12 protein-coding genes are annotated in these 18858 nt (G+C 36.3%); 9 read left to right on the forward strand and 3 right to left on the reverse strand.

Annotated elements, in window-relative coordinates; translation table 11 throughout:
• Positions 1–23 precede the first annotated feature (23 nt).
• The 6 genes from GOQ16_RS10930 to GOQ16_RS10955 all read left to right on the forward strand — a co-directional run bounded on the left by GOQ16_RS10930 (position 24) and on the right by GOQ16_RS10955 (position 10743).
• Complete coding sequence (locus GOQ16_RS10930; protein ID WP_160069313.1) at positions 24–3134, forward strand: SusC/RagA family TonB-linked outer membrane protein; 3111 nt, start codon at positions 24–26, stop codon at positions 3132–3134.
• A gap of 11 nt (positions 3135–3145) precedes the next feature.
• On the forward strand, positions 3146–5071 hold the full coding sequence (locus GOQ16_RS10935; protein ID WP_160069314.1) for a SusD/RagB family nutrient-binding outer membrane lipoprotein: 1926 nt from the start codon (positions 3146–3148) through the stop codon (positions 5069–5071).
• 115 nt (positions 5072–5186) lie between these two features.
• Positions 5187–6971 (forward strand): alpha-L-fucosidase, encoded by a 1785-nt coding sequence (locus GOQ16_RS10940; protein ID WP_160069315.1) that lies wholly within the window; start codon positions 5187–5189, stop codon positions 6969–6971.
• Positions 6972–7178: 207 nt separating this feature from the next.
• A complete protein-coding gene (locus GOQ16_RS10945) occupies positions 7179–8336 on the forward strand; it encodes an ROK family protein (RefSeq protein WP_160069316.1) in 1158 nt (385 codons plus the stop codon).
• A 517-nt stretch (positions 8337–8853) separates the two neighbouring features.
• Entirely contained in the window at positions 8854–10341 is a 1488-nt protein-coding gene (locus GOQ16_RS10950) for a PAS domain-containing sensor histidine kinase (protein ID WP_160069317.1), read from the forward strand.
• 3 nt (positions 10342–10344) lie between these two features.
• Complete coding sequence (locus tag GOQ16_RS10955; RefSeq protein WP_160069318.1) at positions 10345–10743, forward strand: response regulator; 399 nt, start codon at positions 10345–10347, stop codon at positions 10741–10743.
• Positions 10744–10749: 6 nt separating this feature from the next.
• Here the strand turns inward: GOQ16_RS10955 and GOQ16_RS10960 are convergent, their stop codons facing one another.
• The 3 genes from GOQ16_RS10960 to GOQ16_RS10970 form a co-directional block, all read right to left on the reverse strand.
• Positions 10750–11430, reverse strand: a complete 681-nt coding sequence (locus GOQ16_RS10960; RefSeq protein WP_160069319.1) for a copper homeostasis protein CutC — start codon at positions 11428–11430, stop codon at positions 10750–10752.
• A gap of 1 nt (position 11431) precedes the next feature.
• Positions 11432–12421, reverse strand: coding sequence for an isoaspartyl peptidase/L-asparaginase family protein (locus GOQ16_RS10965; protein ID WP_192922523.1), 990 nt, complete (start codon positions 12419–12421; stop codon positions 11432–11434).
• A 102-nt stretch (positions 12422–12523) separates the two neighbouring features.
• Positions 12524–14299: an aminopeptidase P family protein gene (locus GOQ16_RS10970; RefSeq protein WP_160069320.1), complete on the reverse strand. Its 1776-nt coding sequence runs from the start codon at positions 14297–14299 to the stop codon at positions 12524–12526.
• 144 nt (positions 14300–14443) lie between these two features.
• On the opposite strand from GOQ16_RS10970, the gene dacB reads away from it, so the two are divergent.
• The 3 genes from dacB (at position 14444) to ruvA (ending at position 18800) form a co-directional block, all read left to right on the forward strand.
• Positions 14444–15865: a D-alanyl-D-alanine carboxypeptidase/D-alanyl-D-alanine endopeptidase gene (gene dacB / locus GOQ16_RS10975; protein ID WP_160069321.1), complete on the forward strand. Its 1422-nt coding sequence runs from the start codon at positions 14444–14446 to the stop codon at positions 15863–15865.
• A gap of 73 nt (positions 15866–15938) precedes the next feature.
• Entirely contained in the window at positions 15939–18212 is a 2274-nt protein-coding gene (locus GOQ16_RS10980) for an NADP-dependent malic enzyme (protein WP_160069322.1), read from the forward strand.
• A 3-nt stretch (positions 18213–18215) separates the two neighbouring features.
• Positions 18216–18800 (forward strand): Holliday junction branch migration protein RuvA, encoded by a 585-nt coding sequence (gene ruvA / locus GOQ16_RS10985; protein ID WP_160069323.1) that lies wholly within the window; start codon positions 18216–18218, stop codon positions 18798–18800.
• Positions 18801–18858 lie beyond the last annotated feature (58 nt).

The following is an 18858-nucleotide window of genomic DNA, read 5'->3' on the forward strand; positions in this document are numbered from 1 at the left end:
AAATCATTTTATCACAAACAATTATGAACAATTATTACAAACACTGGAGCATTTCGCTGCTGATGCTGGTATTTAGCATCTCAACAGTATTTGCACAGCAATCTGTTACGGGGAGAGTAACAGATGCAGAAGGAGGCTTGCCTGGCGTAACCATTAGTGTAGTCGGAACAAATCGAGCTACGCAATCTACAACAAATGGAGCCTTCACCATTCAAGCAAACAATGGAGAGAAGATTAGATTCACTATCGTAGGCTACTTAAGTCAAGAAGTTATAGTATCAGGTTCAACAGTCAACGTTTCTTTAGCGCAAGATGCAAGTGGCATTGACGAAGTCGTTGTAACAGCAATGGGCATAAAAAGAGAAAAAAAATCTTTGGGATACTCGTTTCAAGATATTAAAGGAGATGCTTTAGTAGAAGCACGCGAAAATAATATCGCAAACGCTTTAACAGGTAAAGTAGCGGGCTTACAAATCATCAAAGGCTCAAGCGGCCCGGCATCTTCGTCTAAAATAGTATTAAGAGGTTTTACTTCATTGACAGGTGATAATCAACCTCTAATCGTAGTTGACGGTGTACCCATGGAAAATTTTGCAGGAGCGTCGAATAATGACTTTTGGAATCCATCTGCCGATATGGGTAACGGAATTGGTGATTTGAACCCAGAAGATATTGAAAGTATGTCTGTACTTAAAGGCGGTGCAGCATCCGCACTGTATGGATCGAGAGCATTGAATGGCGTGATTTTGATTACTACTAAATCAGGTAAAAGCTCAAGAGGCGCAGGCATCTCCTACTCAGCAACTATGGGCTTAGAAAATCTTTTTATCACTCCTAAACTTCAGACACAATTCTCACAAGGTACTGATGGTACATTCAACGAAACATCTGGCAATAGCTGGGGTGAAAAAATCTCAGGTCAAACGGTAACAGGATGGGATGGTAAACCACGTGCGTTGCAAGTATATAACAATTTAGATAACTTCTTCAAAACTGGATTTAATACTACGCACAATTTAACGTTTCAACAATCATTGAGTGAAGGTACAAACCTTTATACTTCTGGAACATACTTACATGATGACAGTAAGACCCCTGGAGTCAAACTAGACAGACTTAATCTGATGTCAAAATTAACTTCCCATTTTGGAGAAGATAAAAGATGGACAACAGACATCAAGGTTCAATATATGAATACTACTGCTAATAATAGAGCCGTTGGTGGTTCTAACGCAGGTAACTATTATTCAACAGCATTATTATTTCCGAGTACAATTGATATTACGGAATTCAAAAATGGAATGGACGAATTAGGTGGAAATCAAACTTGGTATAACAATAGTAATACTGTAAATCCATATTGGGCAGTAAATAACAAACTAAATCGTGATTCTAGAAATCGTTTCTTGCTAAATGCTACAATCAAATACAAATTCAACGATTGGTTGGATGCAGATTTCAGAGCTGGCTCGGATTTGTATAATACAAAATTTGATAGCAGAACATATACTGGATCTTCACTTCCAAACTCTTATGGAGTAGGTTCTGACAATTTCAATGAGCGCAACTATATTGTAAGTCTTAATGCGCGTAAAGACAACCTATTTGGTAAGTGGAATGGTTCAGCTTCTGCTTTTGGACAAATTATGAAACAAGAATCTAACTGGTTATCATCGTCAGCCGGATCTTTGACAGTACCCAATTTGTTTACAATAGGAAACTCAGAAGGGAATCCTGGATTTTCAGAAGGTATAAGTGAAAAACAAATCAATTCTTTATTTGGAACTGCTGAATTAAACTATGATAATTTCTGGTTTATTAATGTAACTGCTAGAAATGACTGGTCTTCAACCCTAAGTAAAGAAAACAGATCATATTTCTATCCTTCAATAAGCACATCTCTTGTTATTTCGGATATGATCGCTAAAACTGGTGGATCTTCTCCATCTTGGTTAAATTTTGCGAAAATACGTGCTTCATACGCGGAAACTGGCGGTAGTCTTGCTCCATATGAATTATATAACACCTATTCGATTGGTAAAGATCCTAATGGAAATACTACAGCGTCTAAGAACCCTACAAAATACAATCCGAATGTTTTAAGTGAATTATTAAAATCATTTGAAGTTGGATTTGATATTAGAGCATTTGATCGTTTATCCTTAGATTTTGCATATTACAAAACAAACGCGACAAATCAGCTAATTAAATTGGCTATGAATCCGCTTTCGGGATACCAAAACTATATGGCAAATGCTGGTAACATACAGAATAAAGGCCTTGAAGCTGTATTGGGTATCAATGTGATGAAAAATCCAGAAAAATTGCTTTGGGATATCAATGTAAATTATTCTAAAAACGTGAATGAGCTAGTTGAATTAACGGATGATTTAGATAGGTATCCTTTAGGAGGATTTGACAATCTTCAAGTAAATAGTACAGTTGGTCAACGTTATGGAACTATCTATGGTACTAAATATGCTAGAGTAGAAGACAAAGAAAGTCCACATTTTGGTAAAATGATTGTAAACGGTGATGGCTTACCAACTGCTGCCAATGGCACGCATATCTTAGGTGATCAAAGTGCTCGCGCATTACTTGGTATTACAAACTCATTTGCCTATAAAGATTTTGGCTTATCATTCTTAGTTGATGGAAGATTTGGCGGAAAATTCTTCGCAGGAACTAACCTAGCCTTACAACGTGCGGGTCTTGCAGCAGAAACTGTTGTAAATGGAGAAAGACAACCATTCGTCGTAGATGGTGTAGTCAGCGATGGCAACGGTGGATATACTGTTAATACGAAGACAGTGACACAACAACAATATTGGAATCAAGTAACTAATACTTCAGGAAATTTGGGTATCACAGAACAAAACTTGTACGATGCTACAAATATTCGCTTAAGAAATGTTCAGTTAAGCTACCGAGTTCCAAGTAGATTATTAAATACATCAGTTGTAAAAAGCGCTAAATTCTCATTATCTGCTAATAACGTGTGGATGATTAAGAGCCACGCAAATGGCGTAGATCCAGAATCAGTATATGCAATTAGCACGAATGCAGTAGGTTTCGAATACTTATCATTCCCTACTTCACGCTCGTACTTTTTAAATATTTCATTGGGCTTTTAAAATCTAACAAAATGAAAACGAAATTAACAAAACTCACAATAGCAGTTGCAATAGCAACAGCAGCATCCTTTTCGAGCTGTTCGAAATTCGATGAAATAAATACAAATCCTACACAAGCAAATGAAAATCAAGTGCAGGTAGAATACTTTCTGAATAATTCCATAATCGGTGCCCAACAAGATCCACATATCGCTGAACGTGTATTCGTATTGTACTGGAAATCTGCTGGACGACAACATTTGTCTGGGGGACTTACCACTGGTGGATATAATGATGATTGGACAAACGATTACTGGCGCTACATTTCAGAATGGTTGAATCACGCCAATACAGCTATTCAGATTGCGGATTTAAAAGCTGAAAACGGCACAGCACAACCCTATAATGCAAATCTTATACAAGTCGCTCGAATTTGGAGAGCATACTTAATGAGTGAATTAGCTGATAACTTCGGTGCAATACCTATTGAAGCTTTTTCAGGTAATAATCCAGAATTTAAGTCGACAAAAGATGTATATTATTTCTTATTAGATGAGCTAAAAGATGCTACGAGTAAGATTGATGCAGCTTTAGCACGTCCAGACAAACTTCAAAATCAAGACCCTGCTTATAGATACGAATGGGATAAATGGGTGAGATACGGAAACTCTATGCGTCTTAGATTAGCAATGCGCATCGCAGAAGTAGATGCAAATAAAGCTAAAACAGAATTTGAAAGCGCGGTAGCTACAAACAAATTAATTACTACTGCTGATCACAATTTCAAAGTTGCAGAAAGACCAGGCTGGGATGCATTATCTGGCGTCATGAGTAGAGAGTGGAATGGACAAGTATTATCTACCACACTTAATAATCTATACGTGGGATTAGGAGGAATTAAATCTGAAGATCAATTAGGCTCAGCTTTACATACAGCTATCAAACCAGAAAATTATATTGGAAAGAGAATGCTAGGACACTATTCTACAAGAACAAATGACCCAACAGCGGGCTATTTCTTTGATGGATTGCCTAACACGATTGACCCTAGAGCTTACAAAACGTTTTATATCCCTGGTGACGTAACAAGTGCTACCTGGTCTAACTATCCTTCATGGGCATCAGATGCCTCTACGACTAAGGTAAGATTTCCAAAAGTTACGGGGTTCAATGCAGACACATTGGACATTGATGTAAAACATACATGGAGCACAGCAGTAAGTGGTGATTTTGGAACAAAAGGAGCTGTAAATCCAATTCGTTCTATCCAAGTAGGTAAAATACCAGGATTGTCTAAAGCATATAGAACAAGTAACGCGGAGCGTATATTCTTTGCAAATTGGGAAACACACTTCCTATTAGCTGAAGCTTCTTTAAAAGGGTGGAATACTGGGACTACTGCTCAAGCGGCTTATGAAAATGGTGTAAAGGCGAGTTTTGATTACAATGGTGTTTCACAATATGCCACTGCCTATTTAAATTCTGAAAGTTATAATAGAGTTGGTACTTCAGTGAAGTTTACACATACAACAGAACCAGGATCATCGCGTACAATGAATTATGTTGATGGGTATACTGGAGCAGCAGGTACCGCAACAATTCAGTATCCGGTAAACTCTATTTATAAAAATGGTACTGTCCGAAACGATGCATTAACCAAAATTATCACGCAAAAATACCTTGCGAATATGCCTTGGTTGCCTCTTGAATCATGGTCAGATCATAGAAGATTGGGATTGCCTTTCTTCGAGAACCCAGCCGTAGAAAACCCGCTTCCAAATCTTCCAGCTTTGACAGCGACAAATTACATGACGAATCAAATCAAATTTTTCCCGCAAAGATTAAGATATCCATCTAGTCTAAAAAATGCGGATCAAGATGGATACAATCAAGCAGTATCACTGCTTGGTGGACCTGATGAAGTGTTGACTCCTCTTTGGTGGGCTAAGCAAAATTAGAATAACACATAGTACTAAAAATGCGTTCTTAAAATAAGAACGCATTTTTTTTAATAATATCTAATTAATAGATTTATCGTATAAACATTTACAACAACTAAGATCTCAAGCATTTATGAAGAAACTTAATTTATTTGCTATCTTATTCCTTATAGTATTTAACACTTTCAACTCTTTGAACGCCCAATCTCCTACCCGTACGTCTTGGTTTGAAGAAGCGCGATTTGGTATGTTTATTCATTGGGGATTATATTCTGCTGCCGAAGGAATTTGGAAAGGTGAAAATCTCCGTTATCTAAATAATTATGCCGAATGGATTCGTTACCGCAACCGTATTTCTAAAGAAGAATACGGGGAATTAGCAAAACGATTTGATTGGGAAAATATAAATCCCGAAGAATGGGTTATTCAAGCAAAAAAAGCTGGAATGAAGTACATCATCATGACCTCAAAGCATCATGATGGAGTAGCCATTTGGGACACTAAAATTGGAGATTACTCTTTATCAAAGTTAGCTGGTGTAAATCGCGATGTAATTAAAGAGTTAGCTGATGCATGTCGAAAACATAACATGAAACTTGGATTCTATTATTCACACTGGATAGACTGGGAACATCCATACGCCTGGGATCACAATTTGGAACTCACTAAGTCTGTTTCTCCACAACAATTTAACACCTATTGGCAGGAAAAAGCTATCCCGCAATTGCGCGAACTGTTAACAAATTATGGAGACATCGCGGTTATGTGGTTTGACATGTGGATTCCGTACGAACAAACCATATTTAAGAAAGAGCAATTGGAACAAGCTGTAAAATTAATTAGAGAATTGCAGCCAAATTGTTTGATAAATTCCAGATTAGGATTACCTACTGATGCTGAATTCGTGGATTTCCAAACTTTAGGCGATAATGTGTTTGCAAGCGAATATATTGATCATCCATGGGAAACACCTGGAACAATCGCCCATTCGTGGGGCTATAGTGCGTACGAAAAAGAATGGAAATCAACCAGTCAGATTTTTGAATCACTAATCTCTAATGTAAGTCTTAATGGCGGACTAACATTAAATATTGGTCCACGCGCTGATGGAAAAATTCCATATGAAAGTATTACCAGATTGAACGATATTGGCCAATGGCTAAATACATATGGTGAGGCTGTATATGGAACTAAGGGCACTCCATTACGTGCCAAAAACTTTGATTGGGGCTATTTAACTAGTCAAAATTCAGAAAACAAATCTTCACTTTACGCACATGTCTTCAACTGGCCATTGGACAAAAAATTACGAATCACAGGTGTAAAGTCAGACCCATCATCCATTTATTTGATGGATGGTAAGACATTGAAAAAATTGAACTTTATTAAAAATGGATCAATTATTCATATCGATTTACCTAAACATGCTTCCGACAATTTTGTGTCGCTAATTAAACTTGATTTCGCCCAGCAAGTTGAATTTGACTTGGATATTGTTGCAGAATCTTCTTTTGGTGGATTTTCTTTAAACAGCAAAAATATTTCCAATAAAAATAACGAAGAATTAAGGTCGTACGATGGTAAACGTCCTGATCATATCATATCAAAAGGGCAAGATTTGCAATGGTATATTGAAATTCCAGAAAAAGGAGAATACGCTTTGGATGTTTCAGCACACAACCCAACTAAGAATAATGTACCTATTACGATTCAGGCGGGCAAACAGAAAATACAAGGTATTTTAAAACCAAATGGAATGATGGTGGTGGAGCCAAACGAAAATAATTACGTAGAGGAATTTACTGATACCCCCTTGGGAAGTATTAAATTAGATAATAGTACTAAGATAAAAGTAATTTTAAAATCTTCCGAACAACATCCTGTTTGGATAAATAGAATTTGGATAAAGAAAATCTAAAAAGATTTATTTTTATTAAACGCGCTCTCATAAGGAGCGCGTTTAAATCTGCTATTAAATTTTCCATGAAATAACTTCTAAAATAGTAGTAAGATTGAATGATTATCATTTTCAATTTTAATAAAAAAACCTAAATTGGCAGCTATATTATTTTAAAATTTTTAATTTTTAATTTATATATTTAGCATAATAAAAAAACCAATTAAAATGAATCTAAACACTAACATACTTAAAAATTTATTTTTCTTGGGTTCTACTTCGATAGGGGATCTAAGCGTAGCCGTGGGAAAAAGTATTCCAATTACAACTAAAGGAATCAAAGATTTACTAAAAAAAGGATTTATACAAAATCTAGGATTAACTGATTCCACAGGAGGCCGAAAAGCTTATTTATACAAAGCTGATAAAGACAAGATTGGAAATATAATTGCTATATCCATCGAGCGTAAACGTACCCTAATAGATGTATTTAATATAGATCAAGAAAAACTTACTGATACCGTCAAAATTGTTATTCCACTAAGAAATGAAGCTGAATTACTAGAGGCATTATTACGAGAAGTAGAAAAGATAATTGAACAATTTACTAAATCATCATTTCTTGGTATAGGCATAATATGTCCAGGATTTGTGGATGCAGAAAAGAAAATAAATAATTCACTAAAACCAGATTCCCCTCTTTATAGTATTGCAACAACCATAGAAGAAAAAATTGGCATACAGGCATATATTGAAAATGATTCTACTGCAATAGCTTTGGTTGAAAAGCACTTTGGCAAAGCAAAGAATTCTTCTCCTACGTTAGTCATTAATTTAACTTGGGGTGTAGGCCTAGGTATTCTCATTGATAACAAAATTTTTAAAGGTTATAAAGGTTTTGCTGGTGAGTTTAGTCACATTCCATTAGCAGACAGCAACAAGCTATGTTTATGCGGCAAAAAGGGATGTTTGGAGGTTGAAGCGTCTTTACAAACTGCTATAGATTATATAGAAGATCAATTGAAGGCTGGCGAAGCATCCATATTAAATGAACAAAAATCAGAAATAACTTTCGAGCATTTGATCCATGCTTACAATGTAGGCGATCAACTAACAATTGAAGCGATGAAGCGAATCGGTCATATGCTGGGAAAAGGTATTGCGACACTAATTCATATTCTTAATCCAGAAAAAATAATTTTAGCTGGGAAAGGAACTGTATTTGGTGATATTATACTTTCAGAGGTACAATCATCCATACACCTCTATTGCATTCCGAAACTATCAGATCAGACTAAAATCGAATTGTCAACTTTGAAAAATGTACTTACACTTGCTGCTGCAAGCACTGTAATACAACAAATTCCTAAAATAAATTTACATTAAACATGATTTAAGTATTATTACCTTTTACAATTAATATAGAAAACACTTTTTTGTAGACTATTAACTACGTTATTGGTTACAAAGTCGATATAAAACATGTACTAGCAGGATATTAATATGTTATTTTGTTGTTATAAATTACATCACTTTTATAATTAGCATTGCCTTCATTTATAGGCGTTAATAAACAAAATATATGTATAATAGCGCTTCTTTGAATAGGTATTACACCGAAGGTATTCTACACATTACTTGTAAAGGGGAAATTCTTAAAACAACTCCACAAGCTAGAAGTTTATTAACGTTATTTGATTCAAAAAACGCAAATTTATTTAATGATTACTCGTTCTTAGATAAGAAAAACTATAATCCTATCTCATTAGATAAAATTGTTAAGAAAAATGTTAGTTATATTATCAAGATCAATTCAAAAAAGAAGTCCAGGTATATCTCCGCAACATTTGAACAATCGGAAAATAAAGAAAACTATATTGTTTCTATTCTTGACAATACGGACTTGATTGAAAAAATTCTTGAATTTAAAAAACAAGAATATAACCAACGACTTCTTGTATCTTCTATCAATGATATTATTTTTGAAGTTAATAAAGACGGAATTTTTTTAAATTATTGGACGAATAAACCCGAGCTTCTAATCCATCCGCCAAGTACATTTATTGGTAGACCTCTTACTGATGTTCTACCACAAGAAATTTCATCAAAAATACTGCATCTAATACGAAACAGTATAAAAGAAAAACAGCACAATGTATTCCAGTATAACCTACCAAACGCAAATAATAAACAGGAATGGTACTCCTTAACCATCAAAAATATTCCGGACCAGGATGAAATCGTAGCTGTGGTCATAACTGATATTACAAAAGAAAAAGATTATCAAGACAAATTAATTTTTTGGGAGAAAAAATTTTATCAAGCCTTCCATTTTTCAGGTATCGGCACAACACTGACTTCACTCGAAGGATATTTAATCGAAGGAAATAATACGGTTTCGGAGATACTGGGATATAGTCGAAAAGAGCTACAACATATTCGATCTATAGATATTACACATCCGGATGACAAAGCATTTGATTTATCGGTGCGCAGTGATTTAGTACAAGGAAAAAAAAATTACCAAACATTTCTGAAGAGATATCTACATAAAGGAAATTATTATGTTTGGTGTTCTATCACAATATCCTTAGTAAGAGACAATTGGAAAAACCCTCAATATTTTATTGTTCAACTTGTCGATATGACAGAATTCATTAGAAATAATGAAGAACTCATCCTTGAAAAAAAGAAATTAGAAACTATAAAAGCACAATTAGAGTCTAAGATTTTACAAAATGAGGAAGCTAATCATATTATTGCACACAATCTATTAAGTCCAATTGATAATATCAAAATGTTAATTGATAATCTTAAAGAAACACAAGAAAAAGACATTTTGTTGAATTTATTAAGCTCATGTTGCGACGAATTAGATGAAACAGTTGCGGATCTAAATGCCATTGCTTCAAACATAAATAATAACTTAAATAATCACGAAATAGAGTTGTGCAGATTCAATGAGATTTTAGACAAAATTATTGAAATCAAGCAACCGGTAATTTCTAAGAAGAATGCCGAGATAATTACTGACTTTCAAGTTCAAGAGATCAAAACTCAAAGGGTAGCGTTGTACTCTATTATAGATCAATTACTCGACAATGCTTTGCAGTTTTCAGCAGAGACAAGATCGCCTCTTATTCAATTGAGAACTTATTATGAAGATAATGAAGTCGTTTTTTCAATTCAATACAATGGATTAGGAATGGATCTGAACAAAGTCAAGTCCCAGCTGTTTATGTTTAAAAAGATATTTCATCGGGGATTTGATACTAAAGGTATTGGTTTAAATATAACAAAATATCAAGTGGAATCTCTCGGCGGAAAAATTGATGTTATAAGCACGCCAAATGAAGGAACAACTTTTTTTGTAAAACTTCCAAACACATAATATATGCGAACACCAACGCGGAAGGTAGCTCTTATTGACGACAATGCAATATTTCGAATGATTTTCGGAACAATGATATCCTCTTTTGAAAACATCGAATTTACGAACTATGAAAATGCACTAGATGCGTTAGAAGGATTAAAATCAAGTCTGGTTAATAATTCAAAAATCCCCGATTACCTTTTTGTCGATATTAACATGCCCTATATGACAGGCTGGGAAATGATGGATAAGTTGCAAGAAGATGAATATTCTTTTCTCCAAAATTCTAAAATATTCATCGTTAGTTCCTCACACTTAGAGTCAGACACAAATAACACCCAACAATACACTTTTATTACTGAGTATATTCAAAAGCCTGTTAAGAAGGAAAAACTAATAGAAATATTAGCTCTTCCTTAAAACATTCTATTTCGATATCTCCTCAAGAACAGATTTTAAAGCAGATACTTCAGCACCTACTGCTGTATCTCCACCATCTGTGATGGCAGAAGAATGATAAAAGTGTGCTCCTGTTTTGCTGTGCAAATTTTGAATATTTGTCGAACGTAAACCGCCACCAGGCATTATCACAATTCTGTCTTTTGCTAATTGAACCAATTCTCTTAGATTGACTATTCCCAAGTCTACATTTGGTTCACAACCTGAAGTCAATATTGTTTGAAATCCACATGAAATAACATCCTCCAAAGCAGTTTCACAATTCGCAACTTCATCAAAAGCGCGATGAAATGTACATGGAATTGGCGAAGCTAATTCTACTAATTCTTTATTCTGCGTAATATTAACGCTATTGTCCTCATGCAATACACCAAACACAAAACCATTTACTCCAAATGCTTTAATTCGCAGAATATCTGCTTTCATTTGTTGAAATTCGTGATCAGAATACACAAAATTTCCACCTCGCGGACGAATCATAACATTAAGCTTGATATGTAAATTCTTCCTAGATTGAATAATATCATCGTCACTTGGTGTTGTGCCCCCAACTTCCATTCCCGCACACAATTCCACGCGATCCGCACCATATTCTTGCGCTATTAGCGCTGATTGTATATTGAAACTTGCTATTTCTAGTTTAGCCATTCTATTTTAAAAATGATTTACCTTTAATCAATTCATTGCCCTTTGCATCATACTTCGCGAAATTGAAGCCCCCGTGAATACAATATGCACCATATTCACCTTGCTTATTGAGCGCAATAAAACCAACTTGAATATTATCTAGTGACTTGCCTCTATTTTGTGTGAACTTAATTATTCTTTTCACAGCCTCTTCACATGCTTGCTGCGGAGAATTTCCTTGACGCATCAATTCCACGACCAAATGACTGCCCACAGTACGGATCACTTCTTCCCCGTGCCCCGTTGCTGTCGCTGCGCCAATTTCGTTGTCTACATACAGACCAGCACCTATAATCGGTGAATCACCTACGCGACCATGCATTTTGTAGGCCATACCACTTGTTGTACACGCTCCAGAAAGATTTCCATCTACATCCAACGCAATCATTCCTATCGTATCGTGATTTTCAATATTAACAACAGGTTCATATTTTGCTGTTTTCAGCCATTCTCGCCATTCTTTTTCGGACTCTTCGGTCAATAGATTCTCTTCTATGTATCCCTGTGCTTTGGCAAACTGCAACGCCCCCTCACCTACCAGCATGACATGTGGCGTTTTTTCCATAACGGCACGTGCTACGGAAATAGGATGTTTTATATTTTTCAAAGCTGCCACAGAACCAATATTTGCTTGATCATCCATGATACAGGCATCCAATGTTACAATACCATCCCGATCTGGCCGACCTCCATAGCCAACACTACGCTCTTTGGGATCTGCTTCTGTCAGTCTAACGCCTTGCTCAACCGCATCCAATGCACGTCCGCCTTTGGCTAAAATTTTCCAAGCCTCTTCATTCGCTTGAATTCCAAAATCCCATGTAGACAACACAATTGGCTTATTCGATTTAGCTTTTGAAACTAAAGATTCGGCATTCAAAATTGAAGTTGATAAGCCCAATCCAATTCCCGAAAGCCCTAATTTTTTTATAAAAAGTCTTCTTGATTTCATAATTTCTCGTAGCTAGATAGATCTAAAATTGAAACCTTAAATATATCACTTTAAACTCTAATAAATGAAAAATGCCACTCCTCAGAGCAGCATTTTCTTAAATTAAATTGCTTTCGTCTTGTTTGCTAACCAACTTGCTTCAGCGGTTGTCAAGTGGGGTGCTAATTTGTCAAACACAAATTGGTTATATTGATTTAACCAATCGATATGTTCTTGTACTAATAAATCTTTATTGACTAAATCCGTATCAATATAACAGATTGTTAGCGTTTCAAAATTCATGAAATCACCAAAAATACTATTATCGTATTTTTTTGCCAAAACAAGGTTTTCAATACGAATTCCATGTTTACCTTCGCGGTAAAGACCAGGTTCGATTGATGTAATCATACCTTCTTCAATAGCGATATCTGTTGGAGTAGGATTAAATACATGTGGCCCTTCGTGCACATTCAAGAAAAAACCAATCCCATGTCCTGTACCGTGACCGTAATTGCGCAACGTTGCCCACATAGGTCTTCTGGTAATCGCATCGATTTGATAACCTTTTGAACCTACAGGAAAAATAGCTTGACTACCTTCAATTGTACCTTTCAACACAATCGTGTAATCATCCTTCTCCTCTTGCGTGATATTTCCCAATGAAACCACACGCGTAATATCCGTAGTGCCGGTTTTGTATTGCCCACCCGAATCCACCAACAATAGACCCTCAGCTTTAAGTGTGTAGTTACTAGTCTCATTAGCGGAATAATGTGGCAAAGCCCCATGATCCAAATATCCTGCAATCGTATTAAAACTTACATCCACAAAACCTTCTTGCTCTGCTCTAAAACCACGTAATTTCTCCGCAATAGAAATTTCAGACAACTCTTCCTGACCGATAGCCTCTTCCAGCCATTTGAAAAATTTCGTCATAGCGACTCCATCATTCACCATGGTCTGACGAATATGATCGACTTCAACTTCGTTTTTTATAGCTTTTAATGAAGTGGAAGGATTGATTTTTTCAACAATGTTGACAGCAGAAGGTATACTATCGTAAATCGCAAAACACGTACGTTTTGGATCTATTAAGATAGAATTTACATTAATATTCTTAACAAATTCAAAAGCCGCATTATAATCTGCAATTTCAACACCTTGATTATTTAAAGTCACGATATCTTCAGCAGCCAGCTTTCCATCTGCAATAAATAATATAGCTTTTTCTTGAGAAACATATACAAAAGACAGCACCACTGGATTGCAAGGCACGTCTTGCCCACGAATATTTAATAACCAAGCGACATCATCTAACGAAGAAATGAAATGACTTTCTGTACGACTTTTCGCTAAAATTTGACGTACTGCTACTAATTTAGATTCCGTCGATTGTCCCGTTGTTACTTCATTTAATAAATAGGCTTTTACTTGTGGAAGTGCAGGTCTATTTTCCCAAATAGCCGTTAATAAATCCACATGACCATTCACATTAATTTGCAATGGTTTCAACGTGTTTTTAACCGTTTGTGCTACTAACAATGAAGCTAAATTGCCATCAAAAGCAACTTGTGCACCTTCGGTTAATTTCTCTCCTAGCCAATCCGCATATTCCGCAGCACCTTGCGTCTTAAGTTTTACCAGTTCAAATCCTGAACCTTCCAATTGCTCATTTGCTTGGACAAAATAACGTGCATCCGTCCATAATCCTGCAAAATCTTGTGTAATAACCAATGTGCCAGCCGACCCCGTAAATCCAGAAACCCACGCAATGCATTTGTATCTTTCTGGCAGATATTCGCTAATATGAGGATCAGAAGAAGGAATAATATAAGCGTCAATTCCTTGACTGCCCATCGCCGCTCTAATCTTTGCTAATCTATCTTTATGTGACATAGTTTTTATATGTAAAAGTAATGCAAGTTAAACATTTATAAGCCCAATATTGAAATTCAAAGCCCAAAGTAGATAGCTTTTTTACAAAATATGCACATTACACCTACTTTTGAAAAGCGTATATTTGCTTATATGCCAAGAAATATGAAAATACATGCATTACTGCTTACGGGGTTGTTTAGCTTAGGTGTAACACAGATCAGCCAAGCACAAAATATCAAACAAAAACTAACGCAAAACTTTACTACATTTTCAGGTCATTCGTCTTTGACGAATGGTATTGCATCACTTCATGTAATGAATACCGAAACTGGAGAAACGGTATTCGAAAAAAATGCTGAAGTAGGCTTACCAACAGCTTCTACGCTTAAAGTAATCACTTCCATCACTGCGTTGGATTTATTAGGGAAAGATTTTACGTACAAAACTAAATTGTATTACGCTGGCGAAATTGATTCGCTTGGTATTTTACACGGAGATATTGTGATTCATGGCGCAGGCGATCCGACTTTGGGAAGTCATCGTTATGCGCATACGAAGGAAGATGTCATCTTAGAAAAATGGAAAAAAGCTATTCTAGAATCAGGAATAACGGCTATTAATGGAAGAATCATCGCCGATGATAGTATGTATAAGGGTATCGATGTACCTGGCGGCTGGCCTTGGACAGATATGGGAAATTATTATGGTGCAGGCATTTCTTCGTTAAATTGGAGAGAGAACAGCGCGGGGATTAATTTCCAAGCTGGCAACCTACAAGAACCCGCACCTATTGCAAACACCACTTCGGATTTGAGTTACTTGAAATTGGTAAACCATGTCACTGTAGGTCGCAACGGTTCTGGTGATAATGTCTATGCCTATTCCGCACCATACAGTGAAAAAATTGTGATAAAGGGAACATATGGACAAGATCTCAAAAAGACTATAGAAATTTCTTTGCCAGACCCAGCTTACGATTTAGCCTTTAATCTAAGTAAAACTTTAGCTTCAGATAGTATTGTTGTAACTAATGGAATTACGACGGGACAACGCTTATTCGAAGAGGGATTAACAGTTCCTAAATCAACGAAAGAATTAAATACACATACTTCACCTCCTTTGCACGAGATTGTTCATTGGTTTAATCAACGCAGCATTAATCTATATGGTGAAGCAATATTGCGAAGCATCGCATACATTACGGGAGGAAAAACTTCAACTTATGATGGCGCACAATACTTGAAAAAATATTGGGAACAAAAACTAAATATCAAAGCAAGTGAATTGGATATAGTGGATGGATCAGGGTTATCACCGCAAAATAACGTAACAACCAAAGCAATGAACCAAATCATGCAATACGCAGTAAAAAGACCGTGGTTTGCAGAATTCAATAAAAGTTTACCAACTTATAATCAAATGACCATGAAAAGTGGAACAATCAATGGAACATTAGGCTATACTGGTTACCATACCGCAAAAGATGGCAAGAAATACACTTTTTCCCTTCTAGTGTATAATTATGCCGAAGGCGGAGCACAAATGCGTCAACGGATGTTTACACTACTAAATACATTAAAATAATAGTCAATAATTTTCGTCCTTCTTATAAAAGAATAATACTTTTGTAGATTAAGTAGATTACTAAAAAACAATTATGAGCAATATTAACAGAAAAAAGGATGCCCTCAACTACCATGCAATGGGTCGTCCTGGAAAAATTGCAGTCGTTCCAACAAAACCGTACAATTCTCAAAGAGATTTATCATTAGCGTATTCTCCTGGTGTAGCTGAGCCTTGTTTAGCCATCGCTGAAAACCCAGAAGATGCATATAAATATACTGCCAAAGGAAACCTTGTCGCTGTAATCAGTAATGGTACAGCTGTATTAGGCCTAGGCGATATCGGCGCACAAGCCGGCAAACCCGTAATGGAAGGTAAAGGTCTTTTATTTAAGATTTTTGCTGACATAGATGTATTTGACATCGAATTAGATACCAAAAATGTTGACGAATTTGTCAACATCGTGAAAGCATTAGAACCTACTTTCGGTGGTATCAACTTGGAGGATATCAAAGCTCCTGAATGTTTTGAAATCGAAAGACGTCTGAAAGCCGAGATGAACATTCCGGTAATGCACGATGACCAACATGGTACAGCCATCATTTCGGGTGCTGCATTGATCAATGCGTGTGAATTGCAAGAAAAGAATATTGCAGATGTAAAAATCGTAGTGAACGGTGCTGGCGCTGCCGCAATTTCTTGTACAGCGATGTATGTTGCTGTAGGTGCGCGCAAAGAAAATATTGTCATGTTGGATAGCAAAGGGGTTATTCGCAGAGACAGAGAAACGTTGGATGCGACAAAAGCTGAATGGGCAACTGATAGAGATATTACAACATTAGCTGATGCCGTAAAAGATGCCGATGTCTTTATCGGACTTTCTGCAGCAGATGTATTGACAGCAGAAATGTTGAAAACAATGGCGCCAAAACCTATTGTGTTGGCAATGGCAAACCCTAATCCAGAAATTGCATACGATCTAGCTGTGGCTACACGCGAAGATATCATTATGGGTACAGGTCGTTCGGATTATCCAAATCAGGTAAATAATGTTTTGGGGTTCCCATACATTTTCCGCGGCGCTTTAGATGTACGTGCAACAGCCATTAACGAAGAAATGAAAATTGCTGCCGTTAGAGCAATTGCGGAATTAGCAAAAGAACCTGTTCCAGAAGAAGTAAACCAAGCTTATAATACAAGTAACTTGCGCTTTGGAATTGATTATGTGATTCCAAAACCAACAGATCCACGTTTGATTACAGAAGTATCTATTGCTGTCGCAAAAGCAGCTATCGAATCTGGAATCGCACGCAAGAAAATTGAAAATTGGGATTTGTACAAAGAAGAATTGCGTAAACGTCTAGGTAAAGATGACGGCATTATGCGTAATCTTTCTGCTGTAGCAAAAAATAATCCTAAACGTGTTGTTTTTGCGGAAGCGGACAACTATAAAACACTTCGTGCAGCCCAAATAGTGAAAGAAGAAGGTATTGCACTTCCAATTTTATTGGGTAATAAAGAAAAAATCAAAAGCTTAATCGAGGAATATGCTTTTGATTTAGATAATGTAAATATTATCGATCCAAGAGAAGAGGTAAAAACACCTCGCTTCGGAGAATATGTGGACAACTTGTTCAAAAAACGACAACGCCGTGGTTTGTCCAAATTTGACGCAACACAATTAATCACAAACCGCAACTACTATGCAGCAAGTATGGTTGAATTTGGTGATGCCGACACATTGATTTCGGGTTTGACTCGTAATTATGCTTCTACGATCAAACCAGCTTTACAAGTGATCGGTGCTAAACCAGGAAGCCGTATTGCCGGTATGTACATGATGTTGACCGAAAAAGGACCTTTATTTTTCGGTGACACTACGGTCAATGAAAACCCTACAGCAGAAGAATTAGCTGACATTACAGTATTAATCGAAAAAACTGTTCGTCGATTCAATGTGAAGCCGCGCGTAGCTTTATTGTCTTACTCAAATTTCGGTTCAAACGATGGCCCAACTTCGATCAAAGTACGTGAAGCAGTGAAATTATTACACCAAAATCATCCTAATTTAGTTGTTGATGGTGAATTACAAGCAAACTTTGCATTAAATAGTGATTTATTAAAATCAAACTTCCCTTTCAGTACATTGAATGGTGAAGCTGCCAATACGCTTATTTTCCCTAACTTGGAATCAGGAAATATTGCTTACAAAATGTTGCAGGAAGTTGGCAATGCAGAGGCTGTAGGTCCAATATTATTGGGAATGAACAAGCCAGTTCACGTATTGCAATTGGATAGTTCGGTGCGCGAGATTGTGAATATGGTAACAATAGCCGTGGTAGACGCACAGTCACACGATAAACAATAAAAAATGTACGATTATTTCAACGGTAAATTGGTATTCAAAGCACCTACGCATGTCATTCTTGAAGTAGGTGGGATTGGATACTACATCCATATTTCTTTGACAACGTATACACTAATCAAAGACCACGAAAACTGCAAGCTGTTTATATCTTTTCAAGTTAGAGAAGATGCACACACCTTGTATGGTTTTGCGACAGAAGGCGAACGTCATTTGTTCAATCATTTGATTTCCGTTTCCGGAATCGGACCAAATACTGGGCGAATGATGCTTTCTTCGAGTACACCCGAAGAAATTCAGTCTGCGATTGTCAATGGTCAAGTTGCTTTGATTCAAAAGATAAAAGGAATAGGCCCAAAGACTGCACAGCGTGTTATCTTGGAATTGCAAGACAAATTGAAAAAGCAAGGTGACGATGCGTTATTACCGTTGCCAATAGCTAAACAATCTGTTCCTGATGAAGCATTATCAGCATTGGTAATGTTGGGATTTGGCAAAAGTCAAGTCGAAAAAGTGTTGGCTTCTATTGTCCAAACCAATGAAGCACTTACCGTCGAACAAATTATTAAATTAGCCTTAAAAAAGCTTTAGAAATAAAATGCGGATGTTTCAATATCCGCATTTTATTTTAGGTACCTTTTGTTAACTG

The sequence above is a fragment of the Sphingobacterium bovisgrunnientis genome (genome assembly GCF_009829085.1).
Taxonomy (GTDB): domain Bacteria; phylum Bacteroidota; class Bacteroidia; order Sphingobacteriales; family Sphingobacteriaceae; genus Sphingobacterium; species Sphingobacterium bovisgrunnientis.